This window comes from Acinetobacter sp. S4397-1, from assembly GCF_024129285.1.
Classification (GTDB): domain Bacteria; phylum Pseudomonadota; class Gammaproteobacteria; order Pseudomonadales; family Moraxellaceae; genus Acinetobacter; species Acinetobacter lwoffii_C.
Map to the genome: position 1 here is coordinate 34,320 of NZ_JAMXXZ010000016.1, position 20,573 is coordinate 54,892.

The following is a 20,573-nucleotide window of genomic DNA, read 5'->3' on the forward strand; positions in this document are numbered from 1 at the left end:
AACTTATTATTAGAATTTTAATTTTTTTTATCTCAATCTGTGCGGAGTTCTTCCAGATTATGAGAAGAAACGGGCAAACCAGTTTTTACCTTTTTTCTTTTCTTTCTCTTTCAGAATTCCGATCATATTTTCTTTGACTGCCCCCACATAATCGGCATCATCATGCTGAATATGGTTAATCAGCCATTTAGATAATACTTCATGCAATTCCGCTTCAATCGAATGCCCCATTTCAAAACGGTCACGATAAGATTCGATTTTTTTAATAAACAGGTCATGTACACGTTTATGTGGTACACGATATTTATAACCTGCTTCTTCTTGCAGAGATTCTTCGAAAGTAAAATGTGATTGGGTATAATCAATAATATTTTCCAGAACCTGTTTAATCCGATCACGATCACTATCGGCATCTAGGTCATCAATCTCATTGATATAATCAAGAATGCGTCTATGCTGATCGTCAATCACATCGATACCAGTATTATAATCTGGAATCCATTTCATTTTCATTACGACCACCTATTCATATTAAGGATTTATCACATGAATACAATCATATAGGGAATACCTATAAATAAAAATCAAGTAAATTAGTCGGCTTTCGGTATTATCGCGAACTATTAACATAAATCCTTGTTTCTTATAACTAATACATTTTAAACCCGACCAGAATCATAAAGTATTTTTTAATCAATCCATTGGTTTTTAATATTATATTTTTCATTTTATTGATAAAAAAACAGGAGTAACTCCTGTTTTTTAAAATTTATTTTTGAAGATGCTTTTAAATATCTATATTTATCCGTATAAACGAATTATCTACACATCCCTAATATAAATCAGCTTTAGTCATTCGCTTTAAAGAAGGATCCAGTCTTTCACGTACTAAACGCGCAATATGGGTTACTTCAGACCGAACTCTGGCGCCATTCCGGAACAGGATCATTTCCCCCGGCTGAAATGCTGTCCACTGCTCATTTTGGGTCAAAGGTTCCGTGGTAATCACAGCGACCCGGTCTTCAGGAGTAGTCACCTGACTAAAGTCCACTTCGACATCAATATCAATCAATTGGGCAGGTTTAAAAGGATATTCCCGCACCAGCCAGTGTAATTTGGTTACCGCATAGCTAAACAGGGCTTGCCCATTTGACAGGCAGAAGTTAAAGGTTCCATGCTCGGCAATGGTCGGTGAGATTTCAATTAACAAATCAAAGATCTGATCCAGCTTTGGTTCATGGTAGCCAAAACGTTTGACCAGCTGATCCAGCAGATAGCAAAAAGCATACTCACTGTCGGTATTGCCCACGGGTGTAAAGCGGCCACTCAGCTCGGGAGAAAAATGATGTAAATCACCATTATGGGCAAAAATCCATTGCCGCCCCCACAGCTCACGGCTAAAAGGATGAGAATTTTCCAGGCTGATTTTACCTTGGGTCGCTTTACGGATATGCGCAATCACATTACGGGATTTAATCGGATAATTACGAATCAGCTCAGCAATCGGTGACTCGACAGCAGACTGGTTATCGACAAACAGACGACAGGCTTTATCTTCAAAAAAAGCGATTCCAAAACCATCCGAATGATCGGAAGTAATACCTGCACGCTGGGAGAATCCACGAAATGAGAAGGTAATATCTGTGGGAGTCGCACAGTTCATTCCAAGCAATTGGCACATAGTCTTGGTTCAGCTGTTGGTTAATTCAGAAAAGTTATTGTGCATGACTCCTCAGCGCATTTCAAATATCTCTTTTAGATCAGCGCTGTAATGCTCTTCAGCACTGCATTGACAGAAAGCGGGATATATTACTGTTTTATTGAGCCATGCACTTTCGATCTCTGAGCATTCAAAACCTGAAGGTTGGAGAATTTGCCCAGTTTGACTAAAACATAGGATCAAAAAGAGCCTCAAGGGAGGCTCTTTAAAATTTTAAAATAATGTCTTAAGCACAATGTGGCTTGGAACGGTTGGTAATCAAGGTTCCCACCCCGTGATCGGTAAAAATTTCCAGCAAGCTGGCATGTGGAACACGGCCGTCGACGATATGCGCACTGACCACTCCACCTTTGACTGCATCTAGAGCGCATCCAACTTTAGGAATCATACCACCATAAATCACCCCGGTTTCGATCAGGCGATCTACTTCCTGTGTGCTCAGACCAGTCAGCAGTTTTTTATTTTCATCCAGTACACCGGTGATATTGGTCAGCAGGATCAGTTTTTCCGCCCCCAAGGCTTCTGCGACTTTGCCTGCCACCAGATCGGCATTAATATTGTAAGTATTGCCTTCTTCATCTACGCCAAGTGGAGCAATCACTGGAATAAAGTCGCTGTTGGTAAACATTTCTAGGACATCGGTTTTTACCCCAACGACTTCGCCGACCAGTCCGAGATCAATTTCCTCAACCGAACCATCATCTGCCGTTTTTTTCATGAGCAGCTTTTTAGCGCGCAGCAGATTCCCATCTTTACCAGTCAGGCCAATTGCCCGGCCACCGTGCTGGTTAATTAAATTCACGATAGATTTATTGACACTACCGCCCAGCACCATTTCAACCACTTCCATGGTGGCCGGGTCTGTCACACGCATCCCATCAATACGGTCAGATTCACGCCCAAGCTGTTTTAACATGGAATCCACTTGTGGACCGCCCCCATGCACCACCACCGGATTCAGGCCGACAGTTTTCAACAAGACGATATCACGGGCAAACGAACTTTCCAGCTCAGGATCCGTCATTGCGTTACCGCCATACTTGACGACTAGAGTCTTTCCTGTAAAGCGTTGGATATACGGCAAAGCTTCTGTCAGAATTTGTGCTTTGTCGATGCCGGTCTGCTGATTTGGCATTCGCCTCTCCTTATTGAGCATCTAAAATGTCTTGCGCGATTTCTGGATAACGATCCCGCAACATGCTTACAAACAGATGACGGATTTCATTCAGACGCTGAGCACTGCTGGCGTCAAAGCGTACTGTAAAATATTCACCTGTATTGGATGCCCGAATGATGCCAAAACCGTCCTCAAAATCAAGACGTATCCCATCAATTGTACTCATTTGTGCATTGAATTGTTGAGATTGCTGCTCGACAAGCTCTAAAAGCTCATTGGCCTGAATATCACGGGTCGCAATATAAAGGTCTTCTGTACCATAGCGTTTGGGATAGGCCTGTAATACCTGAGCTAAACTTTGTCCCGTCTGGTCAAGATATTCTATGACGCGTAACGCAGCATATAGCCCATCATCATAGCCGCAGCCCCGTCCGTCATTAAATACATAATGACCGGCATATTCTCCCCCAAAAACAGCCTGATTCTGGGAATGAGCCAAATATTTACGTAAAAAGGAACTTCCCGTACGGATCATCACTGCTTCACCGCCTAGCTCCTGCACAGTATTACGAACCAGGGTCGAACATTTCACGTCATAAACAAACTGTTTTGCTTCTGAACCGGTCAAACAGATTTTGGCAAATAAGCACAGCAACTGATCAGCACTAATGATATTTCCCAGCTCATCCACCAGAACCACACGATCCCCATCACCATCCAGGGCAATTCCTATATCGGCTTGTTGCTGAATAACCGTCTGATACAATGTTTTCAGATGTGCTTCCTGAGAAGGGTCCGGCGCATGATCCGGAAACTCACCATTGGCCACACAACGCAAAGCCGTCACCTCACAACCCAACTTTTCCAGTACCAGCTTGGCACAGCGGCCGGCCGAACCATGCAGGCCATCCAGTACGACTTTAAAATTTTTCTTTAGCTGAATATCTTGCAAGATTGCATACTGATAAGGCAGGCAGAATTCTGGCGCAATCAAATGGGGACGTTGAGGGATGTTGGCAAGTTCGCTGTGGCAATGCTGTTTAGCCAGTTGCGCCACATTTTGAATCATCTGCGGGCAAGGCGGTTCACCGGAAATAATCCATTTAATTCCATTATCCTCTTTGGGATTATGGCTGGCCGTTACCATCACGCCATTACCGTCGAACTGACGCGCCGTAAAATACAGCATCGGGCTGGAGCAGCAACCGATAATGGTGGCTTTTATCGAATACTGACCAAAAATACCTTGAAGAATTTCGGCAAAGGCGGGGCTGCTGATCCGGGCATCATATCCAATTGCAACCCGAGTCTGTGCAGCAGCACGATATTGCTGGGCAAGGCCATGGGCAATCGCGTCAATTACACCCGTACTAAGTAAACTCACTTTTCCCCGGATGTCATAGGCACGAAAAATATGCAGAGGAAATGGATGATTCATAGATCCCATATAATCTTCTTTTTACTATCAATTTAATGCTGGCAGGATAAAATAATGATTTAATCATTATGACTTTAAACAGTATTGTTGTTTTAAGACTGCATACTTTTAGCTCATTTTAATGTAACAATCAATTATACAAATATAGTTATTCAGCTTTTATAGAGGGATTTATATACAAAAAAGTCTAGAAAAAATATTTTTAGTAAACATTAAATGTATTTAAATAAATATTTTCTCCTGTCATAAGATTTCTCTTTATACAAATCATATTCATTAAATGAGAAGAAAATAATTTTTATTGTTTTTTATATTTTAAGGCTTAGTTAAAAGATTTTGATCAGCAATATATTCAGATATATGTTTATTGATTTTTTTGACCATAAAATGATCTGGTTAAAACAATTCACCAGATCATTTTATTTAGGTCATTTAAGCCTGACCGGTGTGACCAAAGCCACCGGCACCACGTTCAGTGGCTTCAAATTCATTGACCAGCTCAAACTGCGCTTGAACCACCGGCACCAATACATACTGGGCCAGACGCTCACCTGGCTCCAGACTAAAGGCAGTTTGACTACGATTCCATACCGATACCATCAATTCGCCTTGATAATCTGAGTCAATCAGCCCCACAAGATTGCCTAGTACAATCCCGTGCTTATGGCCTAGACCTGAACGTGGCAGAATTAGACCCGCAAAAGCCGGATCTTCAATATAAATGGACAGGCCGGTTTTTACCAGAACCGTTTGTCCCGGCTCAATACGAGTGGTTTCTTCCACACAAGCACGCAAGTCCAATCCAGCCGAACCAGTTGTTGCATAGGTCGGCATTGGCCATTCTTGCCCCAGACGTGAATCAAGGACTTTTACCTGAACTTTCATGAATTACTTTTCCTGTGACGATCTATTAAAAACTAAGTATTAAAAAATTAGCGCTTGATTAAGGCACGTAAATTTTCCAGATATTGCTGCGCCTGCAATTTTGGATCGATATTACCGGCCAGTTTTTTCTTGCGGCCCAGCCATTCCAGCTCATCTTCTGGCAGCTCATCTAAAAAGCGGCTTGGCGTCATCTGTTTCATTTGCCCGCCCGCTTTACGCTGCTCGGCCAATGTAATAGTCAGACCCTGACGTGCCCGGGTGATCCCCACATACATCAGACGACGCTCTTCCTCGACCGTTTCTGCAGCAATCGAGTTTTTATGCGGCAGAATTTCTTCTTCCAGTCCGATCAGATAAACATAGGGGAATTCCAGACCTTTGGAGGCGTGCAGGGTCAACAAGTTCACCTTGTCGGTGTCTTCTTCTTCCTGCTGCTGCTCAAGCATATCCAGCAATACCATTTTGCGGATGACGCTTTCGATATTCTTTTCATCGACATCTTCAGCACGGTTAATCAGGCTTTGAATACTGCTATACAGCACTTCAATATTATCCAGCTTGGTTTTTTCCTGGGCCGGTGTCGCGGCCGACTCTTTGACATAGTCGATATACCCCGCTTCGACCATCATCTGACGGATAATCGGTACAGGCTCATCATCGTCTAGCAACTCACGCGTGAAATTACTGATAAAGTCAGAAAATTCAGCCAGCTGTGTGGTGGCTTTTTTAGGGATGGCCATCGTCAGGCGCTGATCACCGGCTGCTGCCAACAAGGACAGGTTATTTTCCTGTGCAAACAGGCCCAGCTTTTCCAGCGTCACCGGACCAATTGCCCGCTTTGGCGTATTAATAATACGCAGAAATGCACTGTCATCTTCCGGGTTAATAATCACGCGTAAATAACTCATGACGTCCTTGATTTCTGCACGTGCGAAGAAAGACTGGCCACCAGACAGCTTGTAGGGAATCTGCATCTGGCGTAACTGGGTTTCCAGAATACGTGCCTGAAAGTTTCCACGATACAAAATCGCATAATCTTTCCAGTTTTTGCCATTCATCAGCTTATGAGTGATCAGGTCTTTGACCACGCGTTCGGCTTCATCATCGTCATTACGGCAAGTAATGATTCGAATAACCTCGCCATGGCCTTTGTCTGACCAGAGCTTTTTATCAAAAATATGCGGGTTATTACCAATCACCGTATTGGCGGCTTTTAAAATACGGCTGGTTGAACGGTAATTCTGTTCCAGTTTGATCACTTTCAGGTTGGGGAAATCCTGTTGTAATAAGGCCATATTTTCGGGCTTGGCGCCGCGCCAGGCATAGATCGACTGGTCATCATCGCCTACAGCAGTGAACTGCCCCATCACGCCGACCAGCAGCTTCACCAGAATATACTGCGCCGTATTGGTATCCTGATATTCATCGACCAGCAAATAGCGCACCCGGTTCTGCCATTTGTCACGGACTTCTGCATTTTCCTGGAGAAGACGCGTCGGCATCACGATCAGGTCATCAAAATCAACCGCGTTATAGGCACGCAAATTGCGCTCATAGAGCTGATACAAATGCGCAAACTGAACATCTTCCGCTGTTTCACAGGTGGTATGCGCCTGTTCGGGTGGAATCAGATCATTTTTCCAGTCCGAAATCATCTTCATAGCTTTGGCGATCAGCTCTTTGCTTTCAGCACCAGATAAATTGTCACGATGCATCAGATCCATCAGAATCCGTTTACAGTCATCAGCATCCAGGATCGAGAAGTTGGCCTTGAGCGGTGTGTGTTTAAGCTCCAGACGCAGCAGATTTAGACCAAAGGTATGGAACGTCGAAACCGAAAGACCTTTGGCCTCTTCACGAGTTAACAGCTTGGTCACACGCTCTTTCATTTCGCGCGCCGCCTTGTTGGTAAATGTCATGGCTGTAATCCGGTGAGCCGGAATTCCGCAATGCTTAACCAGATAGGCAATTTTTCGGGTAATCACGGAGGTCTTGCCTGAACCCGCTCCGGCAAGTACTAACAAGGGTCCTTGAGTATATTTCATGGCTTCAAGTTGCTTGTCATTTAACTGACTGGCGAGTGACATAGGACTTCCTCTTCTAAATTCGGCTCCGATTATAGTCATCTCCGCAGCCGTTTGCCTAATCCAAATTGTGTTTTAGCAGTCAATGCGCTGTCATAAAAAAAACCACCCGAAGGTGGTTTTTCAATTCATCAAGGTTTGATAAAGAATTATTGAATCGCGTAAATGCTGATTTCTACACGACGGTTTTGTTCACGACCTTCTGCAGTCGCGTTTGATGCGATCGGATTCGCTGAACCGTGACCTTGCGCATTAATACGTGCAGTTGAAATACCACGTGAAGCCATGTAGCTTGCTACAGATTGAGCACGCGCTTGAGACAGTGGAATGTTGATAGAATCATTACCCGTGCTGTCTGTATAACCTGTTACCAGAATACCGCTTTTGTTATCTTCCGCCAGCGTCTGGGCAACTTTGTCTAAAGTTGCATAGAAGTTAGGTTTGATATTTGCTTTATTTGTATCGAAAGTAATATTACCCGGCATGATCAAGCCAACAGAACCATCCGGATTACGGCCAACTTCTACACCCGTTCCAGCCATTTGCTGACGCAATTTTTTCTCTTTGCTGTCAAGATAAACACCCGCTGCACCACCAACAACTGCACCAATTGCAGCTGCACGGTTGTTTTGACGGCTGGTGTTTGCGTTGCCTTTAGACACACCATAGCCCGCTGCAGCACCGATAAGCGTACCTAGAGCAGCTTTATCATACTCAACGCCACCAATATTATTACCTGTAGATTGACAGCCTGTCAGCGCTACCGCCCCTGCCACAACTGCTGAAATTACTAGTGCACGCATCGCATGCCTCCTTGTTTGTCTTTGTCGTATAAATCAGATAATGATTTAAAAATAATGGGATAACCATTTATTTTTTGTTAATAATAAACTTTTTAGCAACTTTTTGTAATGTTCATATGTAACTGTAACAACAAGTTTCACCACAGTTTCTTCATAGTTTAAGATCTGGCCTTTTCTATTTCCTCAACTCCTACTATATTGTTCAAAATATAATGAAATTTAAATGATTCATCTCTGGAACTGTTTGTATATGTCATCGAATAGCAAGCAAAAAATGACTTTAAAAAAATTGGCACGCGGCCTGACTGTCACTTCAGTTATGACTGGAAGCACTTTCTTTCATGGTCCTCCGGTACTGGCATTAGGTCTGACCAAATTATTCAAAAAATCATCCAAAGTGGATGAAACCAATATCAAGATCACCAACAGCTGGCTGGCGGTCAATAACTGGCTGATTGACCATGTCCTGAAAAATACCGACTGGCAGATCACGATTGATGAGGCTCTGGATCTGAATATGCAGGGGCGCTACCTGATGACCTGCAACCACCAAAGCTGGGTCGATACCACCGTCAACCAGTATTTTGGCCTGACCCGAATGCCACTTACCCGTTTCTTTACAAAATGGGAACTTATTTTTATCCCATTTGTTGGCCAAGCGTTTAAAATCCTTGGGTTCCCGATGATGAAAAGGCACAGTAAAGAACAGATTACCAAAAATCCAGCCCTGAAATATCGCGATATTGAAGAAGCGCGTCAGGCCTGCGAGCAATTGGTCAGTCAGCCCTTTACGTTGCTGAATTATCTGGAAGGCACGCGTTTCACCCATGAAAAGCATGAGCAGCAAAAATCGCCTTATCGGCATTTGCTCAAACCCAAGGCCGGTGGACTGGCGTTGGCCCTGAATATTTTAGGTGACAAGATTGATGCCCTGGTGGATATGACGATTGTCTATCCGGACGGTGTGCCGGGTTATGGCGAATTCTGGCTGGGTGAAGTACCGCGCATTGCCGTGGATTTGAGAAAAATTGACATTCCGGATTGGGTGCTGGGCGGTAATTATGAGGATGATGCCGAATATCGTGCCCGCTTCCAACAATGGGTCGACCAGATTTGGTCCGAAAAGGATCAACGAATTGAACAAATGCAGCAAGCACTTGTAGCAGTTTCTGCCTGAGAGATTATGAAGAACGACAAAGCGGACACTGTGTCCAGCTCATTTAAGTTTATCCGCAAGGGCTCTTGGGGCTGGAAAATTGCACTGCTCTACGACATCTTCATGATGGCGCTGATCATCATCAATCTGTTCTGCCTCAGTGCCAATGCAATTTTAGTAAGTGATTTTGGTCAATGGCTGTTTGATTTTGCTCAGGTACCTGAAATCTTACAGTTTTATAAAAGTGAATTACGGCCTTGGGTCATTATTACTGAAGGCTGGTTTACCACTTTTTTGATCATTGAGCTTCTGGTACGCTGGCTCATTGCAAGCCTATTAAATCATCATCGCCGCTGGTGGTTTTTCCCTTTTGTGCACTGGTACGAAGTTCTGGCAATTATTCCGCAATTACGCTTCCTGCGTCTGTTACGGGCTGTGACCATCGGCTATAACCTGCACAAGCATGGCTATAAAGTGATTCCTGATTCCTGGTACAAGCGTGGTCATTTCTACTACAGCCTGCTGATGGAAGAGCTTTCCAGCCGGGTGGTGTTAACCGTACTGGATGGTATCCAGCGGGAAGTCACTACTAGTACCTCGCATAAACAATTAATCGATGAGCTAATTGAACAGCACCGTAAATTACTGGCTGTTGCACTGGCTGATATTTTGCAGGAGTCTCTGGGAAGAGAATTACAGGCCCAACGTTTAGGCATTGCCAAAAATGTGGGCCAGATCGTGAATCAGGCCATTGAAGATACGCCTGAACTCACCCAGCTCCTTAGGCTGATCCCCATTGTTGGCGGTCGGATTGAACAGCAAATTCAAAGCATTGGACAACGTCTTGGGGAAAATATTACTCAGGGGCTGATTGATCCCTTTACATATCGTGATGGTTCACAGGACAATCCGACTTTTGCCCTGATTTCCGATAAAATCAGCCAGATTCAGATTGAACACAGTCCTCATATTGATAAATTGGTCGAATCGGCTGTTTTTGAAACAATTGAAACGATCCGCAAACAGGTCAAGATTAAGCAATGGCAACAGCTCCTGGAAGAATATGAGCAAAATCAGCAGTCAATCAGTTCATGAATTTTTATTTATAGAATTCATGAAAATTGGTGTCTACTGTTCGCCTAAAAAAATAACGTGGATCGCTAGAGAATTACTCAAATTTGTTCTAGGATTTGTACTATTTACAACATTGCTTCGATATAAACCAGCAGGTCAGAAGTATTAAGGAAGAACTATGGCTGACATACGGATAAAAGGCAGAATGGTCAATGCGCTGCGCATTAGCCTGGACACAAATGATCATCATGCCATCCGCCAGCAACTTACACCCAAATTACAAGCTGCATTTCCACCGGGTACTTTGGCAGTTATTGAAAGTTCAGTCGACCAGGAACTCATTGCCCTGATCCAATTGCTGATTGATCTGGAAGTCCAGCCAATGGCTGTGACTGAAGGTATTTTAGGTGATCAGGCCCGCGCCATTCAGTTCCCGGTGCTACCCCCTGATCGCCAAATGCAAGAGATTAAAGCCAGCAAGGAGCAGGTGGTTGAGGTGAAACCTGAAGCGGCCGATGACCAGCAGGCAGATTCAGCACCCGTCATTGCCCATGTGACGTCTTATCATGATGAAATCTTGCGCACCGGCCAATGTATTGTGCAGCATCAAGGTGACATTATTATCACTGCCGGAATCAACAGCGGTTCAGAAGTGATTGCATCAGGCAATATTCATATCTATGGTAGTGCGCGTGGCCGGGTAATTGCAGGTGCAGGTGGCAATCATGCAGCACGTATTTTCTGTCATGCACTTGAAGCAGAGCTGGTTTCGATTGCAGGAACCTATTGTGTGGCCGATGACATTCCAGCACATGTATTGAAAAAATCTGTGCATATTTATTTGAATGATCAACAAGAGCTTGTATTTGAGGCTCTACAATTTTAATGTATAAATAAACACCAAATAACCCCCATTTTTTATAGGGGATTTGAACCATAACAGGAGTGGATTCGGTGGCGAAAATTGTTGTCGTAACATCAGGCAAAGGTGGTGTAGGTAAAACTACAACAAGTGCATCTTTTGCAACAGGTTTAGCCCTACGTGGCCACAAAACTGTGGTAATCGATTTTGATGTAGGCTTGCGTAACCTAGATTTGATTATGGGCTGTGAACGCCGTGTGGTATATGATTTTGTAAATGTTTTGAATAACGAAGCACGACTACAACAAGCACTGATTCGCGATAAAGATATTGAAAATTTATATATTTTACCGGCTTCACAAACACGTGATAAAGACGCCCTGACTGACGAAGGTGTTCAGCGTGTTATGGATGAGTTGTCACAGGAATTTGATTATATTATCTGTGACTCCCCGGCGGGTATTGAGCGTGGTGCGATTCTGGCCATGTATCATGCAGATGAAGCCATCATTGTGACGAATCCTGAGATTTCATCAGTACGTGACTCTGACCGTATCATTGGCATGCTCGACAGTAAAACTAAAAAAGTAGAACAAAACGAAGGTCGTATCCGTAAGCATCTATGTATTACCCGTTTCAACCCGGAACGTGCTGATAAACAGGAAATGCTGACGATTGATGACATCTCAAAAGATATTTTACGTGTACCAACCTTAGGCGTGATTCCTGAGTGCCCAAGCGTATTACAAGCGTCTAACGAAGGTAAACCTGTGATTCACTTCACTGAGTCTGCTGCAGGTCAGGCTTATGATGATCTGGTTGCTCGCTTCCTCGGTGAAGAGCGTCCTTACCGTCATATTGAGGTAAAACCGAAGGGCTGGTTAGCACGATTATTTGGAGCGTAAACATGGCAGGATTCTGGAGTAAACTTTTTAGTAGCGAGGAAAAAGCCCCAAGCGCACAGACTGCCAAGGATCGTTTAAAGGTGATCGTGGCATCTGAACAGGGTTTAGGACGCCGTTTAAGTCAGGACAAAATTGACCAGATGAAAACGGAAATCATGCAGGTAGTCAATCGCTACGTCCGTGGCGTGGATGAGAATCATATTCAAATGCAGGTTCGCTCTGAGGCCAATATTGAAATGCTTGAAATGAATATCAATTTACCTGAAGAGCGATAATCTGATTTTTGATTGGTCAAGCAAATTGATTCAAGGCAGAATATGTGGCAGGCAGAAAAATATGGCTTTTCCCTGCCTTCAATATTTTGCCTTTTTCATGCCGAAGAATTAAATCGAGGAGATTGCGATGGCATTATCTCAACCTGCGACCTTTAACGAAGAATGGTCAGATGAACGTGTATTTGCCTACCTGAATCAGCTTCCTCCTGCGGGTGTTCATGCAGATTTTCATGTGCTTTATCATGCCTTCAAACATATGCGCCCTTTGGACTATGAGCGCTTGTTGACCAAGTTTGTCGCTGATGGTCGTGATATTAATGCCACGAATCCTGAAGGTCAGCGTATTCATGATGTGATTGCAACTTTTCCGCGTCAAAGCGCCGAGTTTCTGGCAGTCTTAGAAAAATTTGCCTGATGTGAATAATAAATAAAAAAGCCTGCTTGAAAGCAGGCTTTTTTATTTACTTGAGCATTTCAGATTTACACCAGAATCTCACGCTTACCATTGGCACCCATAGAGCTGACAATGCCATTTTCCTCCATCTGGTCAATGATGCGGGCAGCACGGTTATAACCCAAACTAAACTTGCGCTGCAAGGAAGAGGTGGAAGCTTTACGGGTTTCCAGTACAAAGGCTACACACTGGTCATATAGGGCATCCCGATCAGAACCACCTTCGCCTCCATCTTCAAAGCCACGGCTGGATGGTTCTTCATCATAAGGCGTCAGAATTTCATCCACATAGTTCGGTGCACCCCGTTCACGCCAGGCATCACAGATCCGGTTCACCTCATCATCAGCAATAAAGGCACCATGCACACGCTCCGGCTCGATTTTACCGGGACCAAGAAACAGCATATCACCATGACCAAGTAAATCTTCTGCACCACCTGCATCCAGAATGGTACGTGAGTCAATCTTGGAGTTCACCCGTAACGCAACCCGGGTTGGAATGTTGGCCTTAATCAGACCAGTAATAACATCCACCGATGGACGCTGGGTAGCCAACAACAGGTGAATACCGGCAGCACGGGATTTCTGCGCCAGACGTGTGATCATTTCTTCGGCTTTTTTACCGACTTGCATGATCATATCTGCGAATTCATCCGCGACAATCACAATTGAAGGCAATGGCATTAAGCGCGGTGCGCGCTCTCCTGCGACCGATTCACTGGCTTTCCAGGTTGGGTCAAATAGCTCTTCACCATTGGCAATTGCTTCTTCGACCTTACGGTTATAGTCACTCAGCTTACGGATTTTCAGGAAAGACATCAGTTTGTAACGGCGTTCCATCTCATTAACACACCAGTTCAATGCACTCACCGCATCTTTCATATCCGTCACCACTGGCGTTAATAGATGAGGAATATCATTATAGTTGGCCAGTTCCAGCTGTTTCGGATCAATCAGAATCAGGCGTAACTGGTCAGGCGTATATTTGAGCAGCATCGACAGAATCATCGAGTTCACTGCTACCGATTTACCTGAACCGGTCGTACCCGCGACCAGCATATGCGGTGCTTTCCCTAGATCGGCAATCACCGGATTGCCAGAAATATCCTTGCCCATTGCCATCGAAAGAATGCTGTTCGGATCTGTAAAGGCAGGAATGGTCAAAAGCTCAATCAAACGTACCATTTCACGGGTACTGTTCGGTACTTCAATGCCGATATACGGCTTGCCCGGAATTACCTCAACTACACGTACGGAGGCCATGGACATCGAACGTGCCAGATCACGGGAAATATTCGTGACTTTAGAGGCTTTCACGCCCGGGGCAAGATCCAGCTCAAAACGGGTGACGACTGGGCCTGGCTGAGCCTCTACCACTTTGGCCTTGACATTAAATTCCTGTAGCTTGATTTCCAGTAACTCGGATAAACGCGACAACTGTTCTTCGGTAAAATTTACTTTCTTGTTGGGGTCGACCTCATCCAGCAAATCCAGACCCGGCAAAGGTGATAAATCTTTACGGCGTTCAGCCACCTGCATGGCGCGTGACATCGGACGGCCGGCAGCATCGGTTAGAGGTGCATCAAAGTCAAATTCGTCTTCATCTTGCGGCTTTCCAGCAGTTTCCTGCCAAGCGTCGATAAACTCTTCCTTAGACAATGCCTCATGCACTGCCGCATTTGTTGCCGCAGAGCTGACTACGGACTCTGCACGCTGAATCGGTGCCTGCACAAAGGCAGAAGATTGTGCATAGCTGGATGCACGTACTGGTTTAGGTTCATCTTCTGCAACCAGCAAATCATCCAGATCATCAAAATCCACTTCCAGCGCAGTATTTTCAACGCGATGGGCAACGCCGATTGATGCAGCTACAGGTACAGCAGTGGCCGGTGTATTCTCAACCACTCTTAACGTTTTATTGCTACTTGCTGCCGTAAACGGGCTATGTACATCGCTTGCTGTTTTCCCTTGAGGCACAGCAGCCAGCAATTCATCAAAAATCGCGTTATCATCCCAGTCCAGCCCTGTTTTATGAGGATGCGCCGGGCTTGGCTGTCCAGAGGCAGAAGCATGCGGGGCTTCAAACGCGGGCTGATGTTGCTCTTCTTCTGCCGCTTTAAGCAAGGCATCAATATCCTGCGCATGGCGCTGGTCTTCATTTGAATTCAAGGCACGCCACACCTCCCCTGTTGCGACCACACGGTCGGAATGCTGGGGAACTGGTATTGCAACATCAGGTTCCGGCTGCAGTACCGGCGCTTCAGCTTGAACTTCTTCTATCTGTATCTGCTGCGCTTCTTTATGTGCAAAATCATCAAATAAACGTTCCGCCACCTGATCACGCACCACAGGATCAACGTCAACCAGTTTATGTTCCGGTGCAGCAGTCACAGGCACGCTGACTTTCTGGGCAGCAGTTTTGGCGGCTTCTTTTTTGATGACCGGCGCTGTACGGTCAAAGTCTGACATGCCTTCTGGCACATTGCGATAAAAGAGATCCTGCAAATAGGCAGGCGTTGCTTTCAGACTGCTCCAGGTCTTGTTCCACTTCACGCCAAAAGCCAGCGTAAATAGCACCACCCAAAGCACCAGCAGGAAGAATGTAGCGCCATAAACAGTGAGCAACTGCTCAAGGCTCTGACCCAGTTCGTAGCCGATAATTCCCCCTGAAGAGTTATCCAGCGTATCCGCAGGAACTTGCCAGAATAGAAACAGCAGCGCAGAACTGGTCAATAACAGGAAGAACTGGGCAGCATAGCGGAATGGACGATTCAGGAAGCTGTGCGGCCACCAGACCTGTATTGCCTCCACAAACAGATAGACAGGGAGCAGCAAACTGGCCCAGCCGAGAAAGCCGAATAACAGATCTGAAATCCAGGCTCCAGCAACGCCACTTGCATTGGAAACGGTCTGCGTATCGCTAGAGATATGCATCCATCCCGGATCAAATGGCGTATAGGTCACTGTTGCAAGAAACAGATAAATCCCAAATGAGACTAAAAATAATGTCATTACTAAGCGCTGTGCATAGGCACTCGACACCGCTGTCATATACTGTCCTGTAACCAATTCTTCATGAATATTCTTTTGCTTCTATGCTTGAAAAAAAGCGTCGCAATAAAATGTATATTATGCACCTGTTCTGTGAAAAAAGATGCATTATTGTGTAGGTCTTCTTTATAGCGCGATATAGCCCCAATCGATTTCACTGATCAACAATATCGACTTTAATCTCACACAACTTTTATACAGTTTCACGTATAATTCAATAAATTTCTAAATAAAAAAAGGATACGGCTGATGAGCGCACGTCACTCACGACTGATTATTTTAGGTTCTGGCCCTGCAGGTTATAGCGCAGCTGTCTACGCAGCGCGTGCTAATTTAAAGCCGACCTTAATCGCAGGACTGCAACTTGGCGGCCAACTGACCACTACGACTGAAGTCGATAACTGGCCTGGGGATCCTGAAGGCCTGACAGGTCCAGCATTAATGGAACGTATGCAAGCCCATGCAGAACGTTTTGGGACCGAAATTGTCTATGATCATATTAATGAAGTCGATCTGAGTCAGCGTCCATTTGTTCTCAAAGGTGATATGGAAGAGTTCACCTGTGATGCACTGATCATCTGTACAGGTGCAACAGCACAATATTTAGGTCTGGAATCAGAAGCAGCCTTTATGGGTCAGGGTGTAAGCGCCTGCGCGACCTGTGATGGTTTCTTCTATAAAAACCAGAAAGTGATGGTGGTCGGTGGAGGAAATACTGCGGTTGAAGAAGCCCTGTATCTTTCCAATATTGCTTCCCATGTCACGCTGGTACACCGCCGTGACAGCCTGCGTGCAGAAAAAATCCTCCAATCGCAACTTTTTGAAAAAGAGAAAGAAGGCAAGATCAGCATTATCTGGAATCATCAGGTTGATGAAGTTCTAGGTGATGCGCAATCTGGTGTGACCTCAGTTCGTCTTAAATCAACCCAAGATGACTCTACTCAAAACGTTGATGTGACGGGTATGTTTGTGGCAATTGGTCATAAGCCCAATAGCACCATGTTTGAAGGCCAGTTAGAGCTTCGTGATGGTTATATTCAGGTACAAAGCGGTACTGCTGGAAATGCGACCCAGACTTCGGTTCCAGGTGTATTTGCAGCAGGTGATATTGCAGACAGCGTTTATCGTCAGGCAATCACATCTGCAGGTTCAGGCTGTATGGCGGCCCTCGATGCAGAAAAATATCTCGATGCGATGGGCAAACTAGCCTAACCCATGAGAAAATCAAAAGCCGTCCATCTTGGGCGGCTTTTTTAGGTATGATAAAAATAGACTATTTTAAAATCAGGTGTTTGCATGCATTACCTTATACCTTCACAGTTTGTTTTTCCCGATCCGGTAGAAGTTGATCCTGAAGGCGAAGGCCTGATCTGTATTGGTGCTGATCTCTCCCCTGCTACCTTATATGAAGCCTATAGTCATGGCTTATTTCCTTGGTTTTCTGAAGGCGATCCAATTTGCTGGTGGAGCCCGGAACCGCGCTGCATTATTCGTCCGCAGGATTATCACCCGAGTAAATCCCTGATTCGCAGTATGAAAAAAAAGGATTATCGGATTAGCATCAATCAGGCCTTTGAAAAAGTCATTCGGGCCTGCGCTTTACCACGCAGCTATGCCAATGAGACCTGGATCAGTGAAGACATTATTCAAGGCTATTGTCAGATGTTTACCGCCGGCTATGCTTATAGTATTGAAGTCTGGGATGAGACACAGTTGGTTGGCGGCTTATATGGCGTGACCATCGGTCAAGGCTGTTTTGGGGAATCTATGTTTAGTACCCAAACCGATGTATCGAAAATGGCTTTTTACACCCTGATGCTGATCGGACAGGAAAACCAGCTGCCCTGGATCGACTGCCAACTGGTCAACGATCATCTGCTAAGCTTGGGTGCCTGTACGATTTCTCGCCAGACATACCTTAAATCGTTACAAGATGTAATCAAACAGCCAGCAGTCAATTGGAAAAGCTATCAGGAAGGTGTATTTTCAAGTAAAACAATAGCGCAGAACGCGCGCTTAATCGAATGAAAATAAACAGAGGGTACTTGCCATGAACTCTTATCACCCTAAGTCCCTACTGAATGATTTACAGTACTATATTACGCCGCCACACGATTGCAGCTATTTACCAAACAAATCAGCACGCATGGTTTTTCTCGATCCTTCGCACCGCATTGACGTCCTGACCTTGTCTGAACTCTCGCGTACCGGCTTCCGTCGCAGTGGTGATTTTGTTTATCGGCCCGAATGCCATCTATGCCGTCAATGTTTGTCTTGTCGCGTTCCTGTGCATGAATTCGAGATGAATAGTTCTCAAAAAAAGGCCTGGAAACGTAATCAAGATCTGAGCATGCGAATTACCAGCCCAGATCAGGCCAGCGATCTCCATTATGCTTTATACGAACGCTACATTCATGAGCGTCATGCTGATGGCGACATGTATCCACCAAGTCGAGACCAGTTTGAAAAGTTTCTGCTGCAAAGCTGCGCAGAGAGCTTCTTTCTGGAACTATGGCAAGGTGAACACCTGATTGCGGTATCCGCATGTGATCTGCTGGATGATGGGATTTCAGCAGTATATACCTTCTTTGATCCCGATGAAAACCGCCGCTCTCTCGGTGTATTTGCTATTCTGAAACAAATTGAACATGCAAAAAAAATCGGATTGCGATTTATTTATCTGGGCTATTGGGTGCCACATTCTTATAAAATGAATTATAAGTCCCGTTATCTGCCTTTAGAGTTGCTGATTGATGGGCAATGGCGTCGCCTGAATCGCCCATTAAGTGCTACAGAAATCGAACACTTGGGAAACTCCTTGATGACGACTTTGCCCAGCGGATGGAATCATCAGATCATTAAATAGTATCTTTTTTGCTGTTATGATTTAAATAGACTGGCAAAGTCATCCGTACAGGCTTTGACCATGATAATTGCATGCTCACGTGTGCCATCTGGATTTGGATAATAATTTTTTCTTAAATCAATCTGATGAAAACCAGACTTTTCATACAGCTTAATGGCAGCGACATTACGCTCACGAACTTCTAAAAAAATCTGTACCGGATTATTTTTCAGCAAAGCAATCGACTGGTCTAATAACTCAAAACCCAGGCCTTTGCCCTGCTGTGCAGGATCAATTGCCATCAATAGCAGATTGGCTTCATCCACAACCGGCTGCAAAATACAAAAGCCTACCACTTGTCCTGCCTGCTCAATCACAGTACTTTGATAGGCCCTGACTGCTTCTTTGAATTGATTGAAAGTCCAAGGGTGCGACTGAACCAGACTTTCGATCTGGCTAACACGCTCCAGATCAGCAACTTGCATTAAACGAATCATCTTCGTTCATCTTATATAAAATCAACCTCCGCATTATAGAAACTTTATTTAAAAAATCGAGTAAAAAAAAGAGCGATCTCAATCGCTCTTCAGCTTTTCACTCTATAAACCGAGTTTCTGCTTCCAGCTGCTCAGTAAACTCCGGCTATCCAGGTCATTAGGATGAAATCCTGGTTTAAAATACATCAGCATTTCTTTGGTCATACCTGCAATAATTCCTTTGGATGGGCTATAACCAAAAATATAAATATCTTTCAATGCCGATATATTCAGATGCTGATCTTCTTTTAATAAGCGCAGGATAAAATAGCTATGTACAAAGAATAAAGTCACCATCGCAGCCACTAAAGAACTGGTACGCAATAGATAGGATTTAGAACCTTTACCAAAAACACCCTCGAATACATCATAGGCCACGGCCTTATGCTCATTTTCCTCAATCGCATGCCACAGCCACATGGTTTTCATGGTCTCATCTTTCATCAGCTCCTGAATATGCTCATTACTCAGCAACTGGGAGGCAATGGTTGCAGTAAAATGCTCAAGAGCCGTAGTTGCGGTCAGATCAACCATCTCCTGACTAATCCCAAATGGCTTACCAAGTACAGCAAAAAACTTACGTACCGTTTGAATCACTCGGTCTGTCTGACGGTCAAGCGCATCGACATCATGACCATAACGCTGGGCCGACGCATTAAAACCGACATGCTCTTGAGTATGCATGGCTTCTTGACCAATAAAAGCAGAAATTTCTTTTTGGAGGGCTTCATTGTCTTTGATGGCGGGATGCTGGCGTACAGCACGAACCGAATCAATAAAAAATTTTTCACCTGCTGGAAATAATGCCGAGAGTGCTGTCATAAAGTGGGTCAGACCTGCCGAACCACTCATCCAATATTCTGGGACCTGTTCAAACTCGAAATTCATCCGGCGTACTGGAAAGCTTGCACCAGCCCGATTGGTAATTTTTACTTTAGCGTTCATGCCCTTCTCCATTCAAGTGCTTTTAGACCTGAAAATATAATCTTGGAATTCTTAGATTTATCTTACTGCGTGGAATTTTTCTCATAATTGCAGTTAAGGTCAGTAAAATATCACTTAAGGACAGCTTTTTAATAAACTGTCAGACAATTTAAGCTGGAGATTAAGGCTGAATTTTATAAAGACAAATATAAAAAAAGCGCTCCACAGGAGCGCTTTTTTGACACAATCAGTGATTATGCAGTTACTTTAGCAACTACACCAGCACCTACTGTACGACCACCTTCACGGATCGCAAAACGCAGACCTGGGTCCATTGCGATTGGGTGGATCAGCTCTACTGACATCTCAACGTTGTCACCAGGCATAACCATTTCCACACCTTCTTTCAACTGGATCGCACCAGTTACGTCAGTTGTACGGAAAT

At 44.6% G+C, this 20,573-nt stretch carries 19 protein-coding genes and 1 pseudogene; 9 read left to right on the plus strand and 11 right to left on the minus strand.

The annotated features are described in order from the left end of the window. Positions 1 to 57 precede the first annotated feature (57 nt). The 7 genes from NI467_RS09390 to NI467_RS09420 form a co-directional block, all read right to left on the minus strand. Positions 58 to 513 carry a bacteriohemerythrin gene (locus NI467_RS09390; RefSeq protein WP_151203732.1) on the minus strand — a complete coding sequence of 152 codons (456 nt, stop codon included), beginning with the start codon at positions 511 to 513 and terminating at the stop codon, positions 58 to 60. Positions 514 to 832: 319 nt separating this feature from the next. Further along, entirely contained in the window at positions 833 to 1,681 is an 849-nt protein-coding gene (locus tag NI467_RS09395; RefSeq protein ID WP_151206578.1) for a class II glutamine amidotransferase, read from the minus strand. A gap of 265 nt (positions 1,682 to 1,946) precedes the next feature. Next, positions 1,947 to 2,855 carry an acetylglutamate kinase gene (gene argB / locus NI467_RS09400; RefSeq protein ID WP_151203728.1) on the minus strand — a complete coding sequence of 303 codons (909 nt, stop codon included), beginning with the start codon at positions 2,853 to 2,855 and terminating at the stop codon, positions 1,947 to 1,949. Between the two features lie 10 nt (positions 2,856 to 2,865). After that, positions 2,866 to 4,284 (minus strand): phosphomannomutase/phosphoglucomutase, encoded by a 1,419-nt coding sequence (locus NI467_RS09405; RefSeq protein WP_253152588.1) that lies wholly within the window; start codon positions 4,282 to 4,284, stop codon positions 2,866 to 2,868. Between the two features lie 423 nt (positions 4,285 to 4,707). Further along, positions 4,708 to 5,160 carry a dUTP diphosphatase gene (gene dut / locus NI467_RS09410; RefSeq protein WP_253152597.1) on the minus strand — a complete coding sequence of 151 codons (453 nt, stop codon included), beginning with the start codon at positions 5,158 to 5,160 and terminating at the stop codon, positions 4,708 to 4,710. 47 nt (positions 5,161 to 5,207) lie between these two features. Beyond that, on the minus strand, positions 5,208 to 7,247 hold the full coding sequence (locus NI467_RS09415; RefSeq protein WP_151203722.1) for a UvrD-helicase domain-containing protein: 2,040 nt from the start codon (positions 7,245 to 7,247) through the stop codon (positions 5,208 to 5,210). A 146-nt stretch (positions 7,248 to 7,393) separates the two neighbouring features. After that, positions 7,394 to 8,047, minus strand: coding sequence for an OmpA family protein (locus NI467_RS09420; protein WP_151203720.1), 654 nt, complete (start codon positions 8,045 to 8,047; stop codon positions 7,394 to 7,396). Positions 8,048 to 8,297: 250 nt separating this feature from the next. Here NI467_RS09420 and NI467_RS09425 point away from each other — a divergent pair, with 250 nt between their 5' ends. The 6 genes from NI467_RS09425 (at position 8,298) to NI467_RS09450 (ending at position 12,734) form a co-directional block, all read left to right on the plus strand. Beyond that, a complete protein-coding gene (locus NI467_RS09425; protein WP_253152613.1) occupies positions 8,298 to 9,224 on the plus strand; it encodes an acyltransferase in 927 nt (308 codons plus the stop codon). Between the two features lie 6 nt (positions 9,225 to 9,230). Next, positions 9,231 to 10,298 (plus strand): preprotein translocase subunit SecA, encoded by a 1,068-nt coding sequence (locus NI467_RS09430; protein ID WP_253152599.1) that lies wholly within the window; start codon positions 9,231 to 9,233, stop codon positions 10,296 to 10,298. Between the two features lie 157 nt (positions 10,299 to 10,455). Further along, positions 10,456 to 11,163, plus strand: coding sequence for a septum site-determining protein MinC (gene minC, locus NI467_RS09435; RefSeq protein ID WP_253152601.1), 708 nt, complete (start codon positions 10,456 to 10,458; stop codon positions 11,161 to 11,163). A gap of 68 nt (positions 11,164 to 11,231) precedes the next feature. After that, positions 11,232 to 12,044, plus strand: coding sequence for a septum site-determining protein MinD (gene minD / locus NI467_RS09440; protein WP_151203712.1), 813 nt, complete (start codon positions 11,232 to 11,234; stop codon positions 12,042 to 12,044). A 2-nt stretch (positions 12,045 to 12,046) separates the two neighbouring features. After that, positions 12,047 to 12,319 carry a cell division topological specificity factor MinE gene (gene minE / locus NI467_RS09445; protein ID WP_151203710.1) on the plus strand — a complete coding sequence of 91 codons (273 nt, stop codon included), beginning with the start codon at positions 12,047 to 12,049 and terminating at the stop codon, positions 12,317 to 12,319. 127 nt (positions 12,320 to 12,446) lie between these two features. Next, positions 12,447 to 12,734 carry a PA4642 family protein gene (locus NI467_RS09450; RefSeq protein ID WP_151203708.1) on the plus strand — a complete coding sequence of 96 codons (288 nt, stop codon included), beginning with the start codon at positions 12,447 to 12,449 and terminating at the stop codon, positions 12,732 to 12,734. Positions 12,735 to 12,799: 65 nt separating this feature from the next. Here the strand turns inward: NI467_RS09450 and NI467_RS09455 are convergent, their stop codons facing one another. Continuing rightward, positions 12,800 to 15,823, minus strand: coding sequence for a DNA translocase FtsK (locus tag NI467_RS09455; protein ID WP_253152611.1), 3,024 nt, complete (start codon positions 15,821 to 15,823; stop codon positions 12,800 to 12,802). Positions 15,824 to 16,072: 249 nt separating this feature from the next. On the opposite strand from NI467_RS09455, the gene trxB reads away from it, so the two are divergent. From trxB to NI467_RS09470, 3 genes are all read left to right on the plus strand, one after another. After that, entirely contained in the window at positions 16,073 to 17,035 is a 963-nt protein-coding gene (trxB, locus tag NI467_RS09460; RefSeq protein WP_151203704.1) for a thioredoxin-disulfide reductase, read from the plus strand. 84 nt (positions 17,036 to 17,119) lie between these two features. Next, a complete protein-coding gene (gene aat, locus NI467_RS09465) occupies positions 17,120 to 17,851 on the plus strand; it encodes a leucyl/phenylalanyl-tRNA--protein transferase (protein WP_151203702.1) in 732 nt (243 codons plus the stop codon). Positions 17,852 to 17,873: 22 nt separating this feature from the next. Continuing rightward, complete coding sequence (locus NI467_RS09470) at positions 17,874 to 18,689, plus strand: arginyltransferase (protein ID WP_151203700.1); 816 nt, start codon at positions 17,874 to 17,876, stop codon at positions 18,687 to 18,689. A gap of 14 nt (positions 18,690 to 18,703) precedes the next feature. Here the strand turns inward: NI467_RS09470 and rimI are convergent, their stop codons facing one another. From rimI to NI467_RS09485, 3 genes and pseudogenes are all read right to left on the minus strand, one after another. Continuing rightward, entirely contained in the window at positions 18,704 to 19,165 is a 462-nt protein-coding gene (rimI, locus tag NI467_RS09475) for a ribosomal protein S18-alanine N-acetyltransferase (RefSeq protein WP_151203698.1), read from the minus strand. A 102-nt stretch (positions 19,166 to 19,267) separates the two neighbouring features. After that, positions 19,268 to 20,149, minus strand: a complete 882-nt coding sequence (locus NI467_RS09480) for a metal-dependent hydrolase (protein ID WP_151206598.1) — start codon at positions 20,147 to 20,149, stop codon at positions 19,268 to 19,270. A gap of 233 nt (positions 20,150 to 20,382) precedes the next feature. Then, a pseudogene (locus tag NI467_RS09485) lies at positions 20,383 to 20,573 on the minus strand (elongation factor Tu); the annotation flags it as partial.

What these genes read in the sequence shown, in the direction of transcription:
- NI467_RS09415 (WP_151203722.1), bottom strand. Translation starts at nt 7,247, where the DNA reads ATGTCACTCGCCAGTCAGTTAAATGACAAGCAACTTGAAGCCATGAAA.
- minE (WP_151203710.1), top strand. Translation starts at nt 12,047, where the DNA reads ATGGCAGGATTCTGGAGTAAACTTTTTAGTAGCGAGGAAAAAGCCCCA.
- rimI (WP_151203698.1), bottom strand. Translation starts at nt 19,165, where the DNA reads ATGATTCGTTTAATGCAAGTTGCTGATCTGGAGCGTGTTAGCCAGATC.
- NI467_RS09430 (WP_253152599.1), top strand. Translation starts at nt 9,231, where the DNA reads ATGAAGAACGACAAAGCGGACACTGTGTCCAGCTCATTTAAGTTTATC.
- NI467_RS09450 (WP_151203708.1), top strand. Translation starts at nt 12,447, where the DNA reads ATGGCATTATCTCAACCTGCGACCTTTAACGAAGAATGGTCAGATGAA.
- NI467_RS09425 (WP_253152613.1), top strand. Translation starts at nt 8,298, where the DNA reads ATGTCATCGAATAGCAAGCAAAAAATGACTTTAAAAAAATTGGCACGC.
- dut (WP_253152597.1), bottom strand. Translation starts at nt 5,160, where the DNA reads ATGAAAGTTCAGGTAAAAGTCCTTGATTCACGTCTGGGGCAAGAATGG.
- NI467_RS09420 (WP_151203720.1), bottom strand. Translation starts at nt 8,047, where the DNA reads ATGCGTGCACTAGTAATTTCAGCAGTTGTGGCAGGGGCGGTAGCGCTG.
- trxB (WP_151203704.1), top strand. Translation starts at nt 16,073, where the DNA reads ATGAGCGCACGTCACTCACGACTGATTATTTTAGGTTCTGGCCCTGCA.
- aat (WP_151203702.1), top strand. Translation starts at nt 17,120, where the DNA reads ATGCATTACCTTATACCTTCACAGTTTGTTTTTCCCGATCCGGTAGAA.
- argB (WP_151203728.1), bottom strand. Translation starts at nt 2,855, where the DNA reads ATGCCAAATCAGCAGACCGGCATCGACAAAGCACAAATTCTGACAGAA.
- minC (WP_253152601.1), top strand. Translation starts at nt 10,456, where the DNA reads ATGGCTGACATACGGATAAAAGGCAGAATGGTCAATGCGCTGCGCATT.
- NI467_RS09405 (WP_253152588.1), bottom strand. Translation starts at nt 4,284, where the DNA reads ATGGGATCTATGAATCATCCATTTCCTCTGCATATTTTTCGTGCCTAT.
- NI467_RS09395 (WP_151206578.1), bottom strand. Translation starts at nt 1,681, where the DNA reads ATGTGCCAATTGCTTGGAATGAACTGTGCGACTCCCACAGATATTACC.
- NI467_RS09455 (WP_253152611.1), bottom strand. Translation starts at nt 15,823, where the DNA reads ATGACAGCGGTGTCGAGTGCCTATGCACAGCGCTTAGTAATGACATTA.
- NI467_RS09470 (WP_151203700.1), top strand. Translation starts at nt 17,874, where the DNA reads ATGAACTCTTATCACCCTAAGTCCCTACTGAATGATTTACAGTACTAT.
- NI467_RS09480 (WP_151206598.1), bottom strand. Translation starts at nt 20,149, where the DNA reads ATGAACGCTAAAGTAAAAATTACCAATCGGGCTGGTGCAAGCTTTCCA.
- NI467_RS09390 (WP_151203732.1), bottom strand. Translation starts at nt 513, where the DNA reads ATGAAAATGAAATGGATTCCAGATTATAATACTGGTATCGATGTGATT.